The sequence below is a fragment of the Alistipes sp. D31t1_170403_E11 genome (genome assembly GCF_015553985.1).
Taxonomy (GTDB): domain Bacteria; phylum Bacteroidota; class Bacteroidia; order Bacteroidales; family Rikenellaceae; genus Alistipes; species Alistipes montrealensis.
Map to the genome: position 1 here is coordinate 1 of NZ_JADNHQ010000015.1, position 9,143 is coordinate 9,143.

Below are 9,143 nucleotides of genomic sequence, written 5' to 3' on the forward strand. Positions count from 1 at the left end.
AAGCCGATTACGTCGGAGAGCATCCCCACGCCCGTGAGCAGCGGAACCCCGGACGTACAGAGCAGGTAGAGCAGTTTACAAAACTGCACCTGATGGTTTTTGCGGATAATCGCGCCCGCAACGGGCAGGCGCAGCATGAGTTCAGAAGTCCATCGTTGTACCTCCTTTCGGTTTCGGTTGGTGTATAGAATGATATATGCAGCGCTCCCGGCAACCGCGATTGCGGCGGCATAAGCGGGAAAAGATTTCGAGAGCGAGATGATCCAGCGCGTCAGGGCCGGCAGTTCGCCGCCCATGCGGGCGTAGACCTGCTCGAACATCGGGACGATCACGGCCAGCATAAAGGCCACGACCGCTACGGCCGTGCAGAGGATCACCAGCGGATAACTCACCGCCGAGGAGACCATCCGCCGCTGGGCGGTCCGCTTACGGTAATAGCCGCCGAGGAATTCGAGCGTTTCGGAGAGGCGCCCCGTCTGCTCGCCGATGCGCACCACGCCGCAGTCCAGGGGCCGGAACGCCCCGCTGCGCTCCATGGCCTGCCACAGGGCCGAGCCGCCCACCACCCCATCGTAAAGCCCCTTCAGAAGCCCTTTCATCCGCGCATCCCGCTCGCCCTCGATCAACAGCGCAAAGGCGTGCGAGAAATCCAGCCCTGCGGTCAGCAGGGCATGCAGTTCGGCGTAGAATACCTCCCGCCGGGCATCCGTTATCTTATTCTTCGTAGTCATAGCCTTCTTCAATAATCGCCAGCGACCTCCTGTACTGCTCCGCCGGCGGAGGTTCCACCAGGAATCGAACCACGAACCCTTCCGCAAGAGCCACCTCCAGCGTATCGGGGTCGGTCCCGGAGAGCCGCAGCCCGGCAACACCCGACAGCAGCGTATCCCTGAACTCCCCGGTACGGTAAACCAGCGCCGAGTCGCATAAAGCCAATACCGACTGCCTGCCGCTGCAAAAGACAGCCACCCCTTCGCACCCGGTGCAGATGCTGTCGGCGCCCGCGGTCAATGCCTCCAACCGGAAATACCCGTCGCGGCGGCGTCCGTTCTCCAGCAACACCCCGGCGCGCCGGGTTTGCAGGCGGGTAAAAAGCGTCAGGCCGTCCATCACGGCAAGGAAGACGACACCCGCCACGAGCATCATCACCAGCGTCTCGACCAGTGTCGAGCCTCGCAGCGTATGGTTCAGTCCCGGCATTCGACCAGTTGCTTGAGGGTGATTCGTTTGCGGCTGCCGCCGATGCGCGCCGAGACCGTCACGACCTGCACATCCGAAAACCCGCGATAGGCTTCGACCAACACCGTGACCGCTCCCCAGTCGTAGGCCTCGGCATATTCGCCCGAGGGCCATAGCCCGGTGGCGTACTTGTCGAAAGCCCGTCCGGCACGGTAATCGGCCTCGGCCACGAGCAGCGCGTCGTCGTCACGCACCGTCAGACGCGGCAACAATTCCATGACCGCTGCAAAAACCGTCAGAAACAGCACGGCGGCGACGATCGCCTCCAGCAGCGACGCACCCCTCAGTCTGCGCATGCCGCCTCCTTTCTCCGCGCGGATGCGAGCCAGAGCGGCTGCGCCGTCACGGGATTTTCAAGCAATGTCACCCCGTAGAACATGTCTTTGTAGTAGCCCTGGGGCGAGAAATAAACAGCCTGCCGCAATACCGCCCGCCCCGCGACGATGCCCTGCACCTGGGCCACGCCGTCGACCCAGAGCAGTCCGCGGAGCCGCGCCGTGCGCGACTGGCGGTAAGAAGCCGTCACCTTTTTGCGGCGCACCGTATCGCGAACGACCGCATAACCGTTGACTTCGGCCCGGTCGCCGACCTCGGCATACTGCCCGGCATAGATTCCCGAAGGGTATTCCAGCACGGCACGCGCTTCGACGACGACCGTGTCGCGGGCGAACAACTGCGCCGCAATGCGCGCACCGCCGCCCACCGTGATCTTACGCGCCACGACGAGCAGGTGCTCCATGCGGCAGGTCGAGTCGATGCGCAGGCAGTCGGCGTAAAGCACGATGCGCCCCCGGAGCGAACAATCGCCGACCTCGGCGCTGCCGAGCCGGAAAACAGCGGCGGAATCGCGCAGGAAAGAGTGGAAAAGGCTGTCGGGAAGCGTATCCGGCGATAGTTCCGACCGGGTAAACAGCGCGGCAATGCGCCGCAGGACGGCCGGATCGGGCTGCGGCAGTCCGCCCTCGGCATGCAGGATGGCCGTGTGCGGCAACTGCGGCCCGCGGTAGAAATCGGAACCTACGCGCCCGTAGACCAGTCCGTTTTGGGGCAGGCGCAACGTCCCCTGCAAGCGGGTTTGCCCGGCAAGTGTCACCGCCGAACGGTTGTCGGCATAAAAAAGCGTATTCGGGGCATCGGGTTCTGCGCCGTACAGGCGACAGACATGCAGCAGCGAATCGGCAGTCCGGACCCGCACGGCCTCGTACAATCCCCACGGCTGTGTCCGGACGAAGACCCGCGACCGCGGCAGGGAGTCGTAGAGTTGGCAGCCTTCGGAAGCGGCCAGCGAGGCATCGTCGGGATGCAACCGGTAAAGCGTATAGGCCGATTCGGCGTCGGCCCGGGCCTGGCGGAGCCGCTGGCTGCGGACGAAAAGCAGCGACTCCTGTTCCCACAGCATCATGAGGCCCAGCAGCGCCGTCAGCATCACCACCGACACCACGACCACCGTAGGCAGTACGTTCCCGCACAGATATGTGCCCGGGGGTTTCATGGCCCGCACCGTTTTACGCCGTACGTCACGCCGTCCTTACACAGATAAAGCGAATCCCCGTCGCAGGCCGTGAGCGCGAACCCTCCGGCCGAATCGCCGCGGGTCAGTTCATACTGGGTATCTCCGACCGTCAGGATATAGAGGGGACCACCCGCCGAGGTGATGGTTCCCAGGTGGGCAATCTTCACCCGTTCACGCCTGGGAGCGGCGGCCTTCGGCGCCGGGAGGCTCCGCACCGCAGGACGCACGGCAGCCACATGCCGCAGCGCGCCTTTCAGGAACGGGTCCGGATAGTCGAGCCGCAGCGAGTCGGCGGCGGGCGGCGCGGCAGAGACCTGCGCGGGCTTCGGACGGGCTGCCGGAATGGCATCGCCGGCGGGAGCGAAGATTTTCCACGCCACGACGCCCCAGACCGCCGCAACGGCCGCCAGCAGCAGGCAGGTCGTCCAGCGGGACTTCATGGCTCCGGGGTTTCGGTGTCCGCAGGGGCCGTAACGGTAAGTCTCCGGACCTCGGTACGGGTCCTGTAACCGCCGTTGAACCCCGTGACGGACCATTCGTATTCGCCGGCCGTGAGTTCCACGCGGCAGCCGTAACTGCGAGCGAGCGAATCGGCGTAGATCACCGTATCGGCCACGATGCGCCCGGCGGCGGCGAACGAGGGCTCGACCACCGTAAATTCATAGCCGACGGCATACTGTGTGGCCGCCCAGCGGAAGCCGACGCCTCCGGCGGCCACCGAAACCCGGTCCGAAGGAGCGGTGATCCGCACCTGCACGCCGGAAATATCTTCTTCGAGCACCTCGCAGCCGACGGCCAGCAGGGCAAATAAAAGGGGCAGCAGTTTGTTCATGGCATTATTTTTTAAGTACGATTTGCTGGATATAAAGCGTCAGCGTCAACCGGATTTTCCGCGTCCGCCGGTCCGGCACGGCCTGCCAGACGAGCGAACGCAGGCGGCAGGCGGGAAGCGTGCGTTCGAGCGTATCGACAACCCGCAGCAGGGAGGCGTAGCCGCCCGTCAGGGTCAGTTGCGCGGTATGCACCGCCACGCCGTCGTGTTCCGCCGTGACAAGCGGTTCGTAGCCCGCGACCTGCACCGAGCGTTCCGCGGCGGCCCGGCGCACCGTGTCGAGCAGTCCGCCCGAGAGGACCAGTTCGCACTCCCCGGGTCCGACCGCCGCGGGCTGTGCGGTTTCGGGCTCGAGGGTTTCCAGCCGTGCGGCCATGTGCCGGCAGTCGCGCAGCGCCGCGCAGGTATCGCACAGGGCGAAATGCCATGCAATCCACGGCAGGACCACCGCCAGTCCGGCCAGCAGCACGATTCCACGATATTTGTAAGGCAACGTCATAAGGCAGTCTCGATGCGGAACGAGAGCCGGTCGCCGTCGCGTTCCTTTTCCACATTCATAAGCCGCACGCCGCGGCAACAGGCCTCCTCCGAAAGCCGCCGCACGAATGCCGACACGTCGGAAGCCTCCGGAGCCGTTCCGCAGACGACGACCCGGCCTTCGAGCCGTTGCAGCGGTTTGCGGGCTTCGAAGCGTTTGGTAGGCGGTTCGACCGCCAACTGCGTCAGCACGACCCGTTCGGGAACCGCTCCGGCGACCCGGTCGCACACAAGGGCCCACGGCGCAGCCGGGCGTTTCGAGAACTCCGCCAGCAATTCCCGCTGCCGGGCTCCCGCCGATGCGGCGTTCGAGGCCGTACGTTCCCGCGCCGTGATCTGCTGCTGCAACGCCTGCCGCCGGGCATTCAGCCGCGGGGAGAACACGGCATTCGCGGCCAGCACGCACAGGAACAGGCCCAGCACCGGAAGCGCCGCACGCCGCACCACAGCCTGTGCCGCCGCCGAAGATTCGGCGCCCGGACGCATGAGCGAGCACCAGCGCAGGTCTGCATAAACCTGCCGGGCAAACTCTTCCGCCAGGGTTTCGAAACCGGCCCCGGCATCCGCACAGAAAATGCGCACCGGAACGATGCCCTCCGCCGCGAGTTCTTCGGTCAGTGCGCCGAGCCGTTCCCGCCGGACAAAGGAGGTCCCGCCGCCGGCCGAGCTCCACAGGAAGGTCTCCGGATCGGCCTTGATACGGGCGGCGATCTGCGAACCGTCGGGTTTCGTTACGACCCCGTGGCCGCATACGACCACGGCCGCGAGCAGGCCCTTCGCCGCACTCCGTTCGGCCGGAGCCACGCCGCCCGTCCGCCACAGGAAAACCTCCGTGCGGCAGTTCCCGTCGGCGGCAAAGTCCGCCCGGACAAAGGCAATGCGGTTCAGGATGCGGGAAAGCAGTTTCATTCGATAACCGTAGGTTTGATAAAAACGTTGAGCGTACGTTCGACCTTGTTGCGTTTCTCCTTGCCGAAGAACCACTTGATGACCGGGACACGCGCCAGGAACGGGATGCCCCGCGAGGACTTTTCCATCGAATTACGGTCCAGGCCGCCCAGCAGGACCATCTCCTCGTTCTGGACCTTGACGATCGACTTGAAACTGCGCGTGGCGGTTCCCGGAGGGGCGTTCTCCTGCTCGCGGCCCGTAAACTCGGTCTGCTCGAACTCGATTTCCAGCGTGATCTGACGGTCGGTCGAAACGTAAGGCGTAACTTTGATCGACAGGTTCGCATCGACCGATTTCCACTGGTACGATTCCGACGAAATGGGGTTTTGGGTCCCGTAATAGTTATTCTGCACCTCCTTGTAGTACTGCGTCTCGCCGCTGGTGAGCGTCGCCTCGTGGCCGTTGAGCGTCGAGAGTTTGGGCGTGGATTGCAGGCGGATCGTGCCGTTCTCTTCGAGGGCCTGCAGGCTCAGGTAGAAATTCGGCGTCACACGCCCCAGGTTCACCGTCCCCTGCATGCGTTGCAGCAGGTTGTTGACGGCTCCCGCGCTGTACATCATATCGACGCCCGGCCCCAGCGTCCCCGAAGTCTGCGCGGGCGACTTGCCTACCCCGCCGCCGATGCCGATCTCCCGGATATTGCTTTTCGTGATGTCGGCGATGATAATCTCCATCGTGATCAGCGGCACGGGTTTGTCCACCGACCGAAGAAACGTCTCGACACGCACCACGTCCCTCCGGTCGCCCGAGAGGACCAGGCTGTTCAGGTCCGGAAAGGTTTTCAGTTCGACCCCTTGTTTCAGGGCCGCAGGGATGATCTCCTCGACCTTCGAAACAGCCCGGAAAGCCAGCGGAACGATCGTCGCGGAGGAGAGCCCGTCGCCCTGCGAGGCCCCGAAAACCCAGATGCCCCGCTCGCAGTAGTAGGAATACTGCGAACCCTTGAGCAGCACGGCCAGCAGCGTCTCGAAATCCGTGTCGTCGACCCAGATGCCCGTGGTCAGACTCACGGGGGACTTGAAGTAATAGTTCAGCTCCAACTGCTCGCAGAGGTCGAGAATAATATCCTGCACATTGCCCCGCGCGATATGCGCCGTGATGCGCCCGAGCGAGTCGGCCAGCAGTTCGTTCTGCGAGAACTGCCGCCGCCGCGTATACGACGGGCCCGCGGCGCCGCCCTCCTGCGGTGCGGCCTGCTCGCGGTAAAGGGTCCACACCTCCTGCGCATCCTTCTCGGCTGTAAGGCCGTTGACCGAGGCCAGCGTATGAAGGGCCCCGTCGAAAGGCATGGCCCGCACATAACCCGAGACCTTGTAATCGTACAAAGGCTGCGGAACGATGATGTTGCGGCCCGAGAAAGTCGTGATCTTCTTCGCCACGTCGATCAGCCGCTCACCCCGCAGGTCGTAGAACAGCGTCGTGTCGGCGGCATTGTAAAAGACATCCGGATCGGGCTGCGGAGCGGGGACAGGCGCGGCGGGAAAGACCGAGAGGATATTACCCGTGGTCTCCACGTCGAGCCGGTACTCGCGGCAGAGGAACCGCACGAGGTCGTCGACACGCGCCCGGGTGAAGTTGCACGAAACGGGCACGTTCTCGACGCTCCGCACCGAGAGGTTTACGCCGCTCGCGCGCGCGATATTGCGCAGCAGTTCCGCGAGGGGCAGACGCCCCGCCGTAACGTCGACCGTACGGGCGAAGGTCGAATCACGGTCGACCAGCGTTTCCAGCGTGCGGTCGACCGCCGCAAAGCGGGCCGTGTCGCCCTGGGCGGCGCAATAGGCGGGAAACAGCAGGAGAAGCAGGTAAAAGTATTTCATAGGCTAGTAGTTCAGCAGGGGAATCAGTTCGTCGAGCGAGGTTTCACCCCGCAGAAAAAGGTCTACAACGGCGTCTTTCAAAGACGGGATACCGCGCGCGGCAAGCAGCGGAGCCACGTCGGAGAGTCCGTCGCGCGCCGCAGCCGAGAGGCTGTCGTCCATCGGGATCACTTCATACACGGCGCGCCGGCCGCTGTAACCCGTATAGAAGCATCGTTCGCAGCCCACGGCCTCGAAGTGCATCCCAGCGTCGGGAACCAGCCGCCGCACCTCGTCCGTCGCCGCAGTCTCCCGTTTGCAATGCGGGCACAAGAGGCGCACCAGGCGCTGCGCGACGGTCATAACCAGCGTATTGGCCACCAGGTAGGGATGCACGCCCATGTCCGACAGGCGCGCCACGGCGCCCCATGCCGTATTGGTGTGAATGGTCGAAAACAGCAGGTGACCCGTCAGCGACGAGCGCACGGCCATCTGCGCCGTATCGCCGTCGCGGATCTCACCCAGCATGATGATGTCGGGATCCTGGCGCAGGAACGTGCGCAGCGCGCTGCCGAACGTCAGCCCGATCTCCTCCTTCAACTGCGTCTGGTTGACCCCTTCGAGCGTATACTCGATCGGGTCCTCGATGGTGAGGATATTCTCCGAAACGGCATTCAGCCGCCGCAGTGTGGCGTAGAGCGTCGTACTCTTGCCCGAGCCCGTCGGTCCGCAGATCAGCACCATGCCGAACGGGCGCGCGATGGAGCGGCAGTAATCGTCGTACTGCCGCGGCGAGAAACCCAGGTTTTTCAGTTCCAGCAGTTCGACATGGCGTGTCAGCAGGCGCAGCACGACTTTCTCGCCGTAGATTGTCGGAAGCGTCGAAACGCGCACGTCGAACTTGCTGCCGTCGCGGTCGTAGAGAATGCGCCCGTCCTGCGGAAGACGCTTCTCGGAGATGTCCAGGTTCGCGAGGATTTTGATCTGGTTCACGAGCGGCGTGTACTGCGTCCGTTCGACGACGTAGCGTTCCGTGAGTTTGCCGTCGATGCGAAGGCGTACCCGGCAGCGCTCCTCGTAGGGTTCGAGGTGGATGTCGCTGGCATAATCGCGCAGCGCCTCGCCGATGAGCGACATCAGGAAGCCCTGCCCCGACGAAATGTCCGTCAGGCGGTTGCCCGCCGGGGTTTTAGGCCCCGTATCCGGGCGGTAGTATTGCAGCAGGAGCCGCTGCAAAAGCTCGTCGGCGACCGGCTCGACCGTGACATGCCAGCCGTAGAGCACCTCCAGTTCGGCGCAGGCATCCCCGTAATCCCGGCCCGCGGCTCCATAGCAGCAGATATCCGCACCCTGACGCCGAACCGGAACAAGGCGGTATTCGCCTGCTTCGGAAGCGCTCAGAAGCTGGATGACCTCCGTGGGGATCGGGTGCGTCAGTTCCATAATCCGAACGTTTTACAAAGGACAAAAGCCACAAGTACGAGGGCAAGGATTCCAGCAAACGGAAGCGTCGCAGGCCGCTTCACGCACCACCACGCCAGCGCCGCCACGCATCCCGCAAGCAGAAAACGCACATAGCCCGCAGGGCTGAAAAGCGGCGTCGCGGAGAACATCATCGCCACATCGCCCGCACCGAAACTACGGCGAAAGAACGTTCCGAAGGATTTGCCACGCAACAGATGCCAGCCCGCCAAAGCTGCGCAGAGAACCGACAGCAGGACCGTATTCAGGACCGTGCCGAGCAGCGCCGCATCGAAGCCCTGCACCTGCCACGACACGCCGAAACTCCCGACTCCGAGCACCGCAAGCCACACGACGGCGACACGGCGCAGCCGGAAATCGTCGTATGCCAGCGGCGCGGCGGGAACCAGCAACAGCAGATAAGACCAGGAAAATAGCATGGTGCTCAGTCTTTGACGGTTTCTTTCAACTCCTTGTCCTGGTTGATCTCCCAAACGTTATACGTCCCGTCGCCGTCGAAATCGACAACCGCCGTCGCCGTAGCCCGGAAACCATGCTCCGTAGCCTCCACGATCTCGATCAGATAGTTAGCCTGACCGCCGTCCGTGACCAGCTTCGACTGTTCGAAACCCAACTCGTCCAGCGACAGCGAGTAGCGCGAATAGGTGTAGAAATTACTCTTCTGGAGCGTATGCAGGTAGGTCAACTGCTGCTGCGCCTCCGTGGCCTTAGCCCGCGATATCAACGGCATCAGATTCGGCAAAGCGATCAGAACCAAAATGCCGATAATAACCAGAACGACCAGCAACTC

12 protein-coding genes are annotated in these 9,143 nt (G+C 63.7%); all 12 read right to left on the bottom strand.

Annotation, left to right across the window (positions count from 1 at the left end; genetic code table 11):
- Nucleotides 1–731: type II secretion system F family protein (locus I2E69_RS14940; protein ID WP_195462022.1), on the bottom strand; the 731-nt coding region annotated here is incomplete at its 3' end.
- A complete protein-coding gene (locus I2E69_RS14945; RefSeq protein WP_195462023.1) occupies nucleotides 715–1,200 on the bottom strand; it encodes a hypothetical protein in 486 nt (161 codons plus the stop codon). The genes I2E69_RS14940 and I2E69_RS14945, both read right to left, overlap by 17 nt.
- A complete protein-coding gene (locus I2E69_RS14950; RefSeq protein WP_195462024.1) occupies nucleotides 1,188–1,535 on the bottom strand; it encodes a hypothetical protein in 348 nt (115 codons plus the stop codon). The genes I2E69_RS14945 and I2E69_RS14950 overlap by 13 nt, the downstream gene beginning before the upstream one ends.
- Nucleotides 1,523–2,731, bottom strand: coding sequence for a hypothetical protein (locus I2E69_RS14955; protein WP_195462025.1), 1,209 nt, complete (start codon nucleotides 2,729–2,731; stop codon nucleotides 1,523–1,525). The genes I2E69_RS14950 and I2E69_RS14955 overlap by 13 nt, the downstream gene beginning before the upstream one ends.
- On the bottom strand, nucleotides 2,728–3,192 hold the full coding sequence (locus I2E69_RS14960) for a hypothetical protein (protein ID WP_195462026.1): 465 nt from the start codon (nucleotides 3,190–3,192) through the stop codon (nucleotides 2,728–2,730). Before I2E69_RS14960 ends, I2E69_RS14955 begins: the two co-directional genes overlap by 4 nt.
- On the bottom strand, nucleotides 3,189–3,584 hold the full coding sequence (locus I2E69_RS14965; protein ID WP_195462027.1) for a hypothetical protein: 396 nt from the start codon (nucleotides 3,582–3,584) through the stop codon (nucleotides 3,189–3,191). Before I2E69_RS14965 ends, I2E69_RS14960 begins: the two co-directional genes overlap by 4 nt.
- Nucleotides 3,585–3,588: 4 nt before the next feature.
- Nucleotides 3,589–4,083, bottom strand: coding sequence for a hypothetical protein (locus I2E69_RS14970; protein WP_195462028.1), 495 nt, complete (start codon nucleotides 4,081–4,083; stop codon nucleotides 3,589–3,591).
- Nucleotides 4,080–5,030: a hypothetical protein gene (locus I2E69_RS14975; RefSeq protein ID WP_195462029.1), complete on the bottom strand. Its 951-nt coding sequence runs from the start codon at nucleotides 5,028–5,030 to the stop codon at nucleotides 4,080–4,082. The genes I2E69_RS14970 and I2E69_RS14975 overlap by 4 nt, the downstream gene beginning before the upstream one ends.
- Nucleotides 5,027–6,892 carry a type II secretion system protein GspD gene (locus tag I2E69_RS14980; RefSeq protein WP_195462030.1) on the bottom strand — a complete coding sequence of 622 codons (1,866 nt, stop codon included), beginning with the start codon at nucleotides 6,890–6,892 and terminating at the stop codon, nucleotides 5,027–5,029. The genes I2E69_RS14975 and I2E69_RS14980 overlap by 4 nt, the downstream gene beginning before the upstream one ends.
- A gap of 3 nt (nucleotides 6,893–6,895) precedes the next feature.
- Nucleotides 6,896–8,314, bottom strand: a complete 1,419-nt coding sequence (locus I2E69_RS14985; RefSeq protein WP_195462031.1) for a GspE/PulE family protein — start codon at nucleotides 8,312–8,314, stop codon at nucleotides 6,896–6,898.
- Nucleotides 8,305–8,772: a hypothetical protein gene (locus I2E69_RS14990; protein WP_195462032.1), complete on the bottom strand. Its 468-nt coding sequence runs from the start codon at nucleotides 8,770–8,772 to the stop codon at nucleotides 8,305–8,307. Before I2E69_RS14990 ends, I2E69_RS14985 begins: the two co-directional genes overlap by 10 nt.
- 5 nt (nucleotides 8,773–8,777) lie before the next feature.
- A partial coding sequence (locus I2E69_RS14995; RefSeq protein WP_229095557.1) for a type IV pilin protein occupies nucleotides 8,778–9,143 on the bottom strand: 366 nt, incomplete at its 5' end.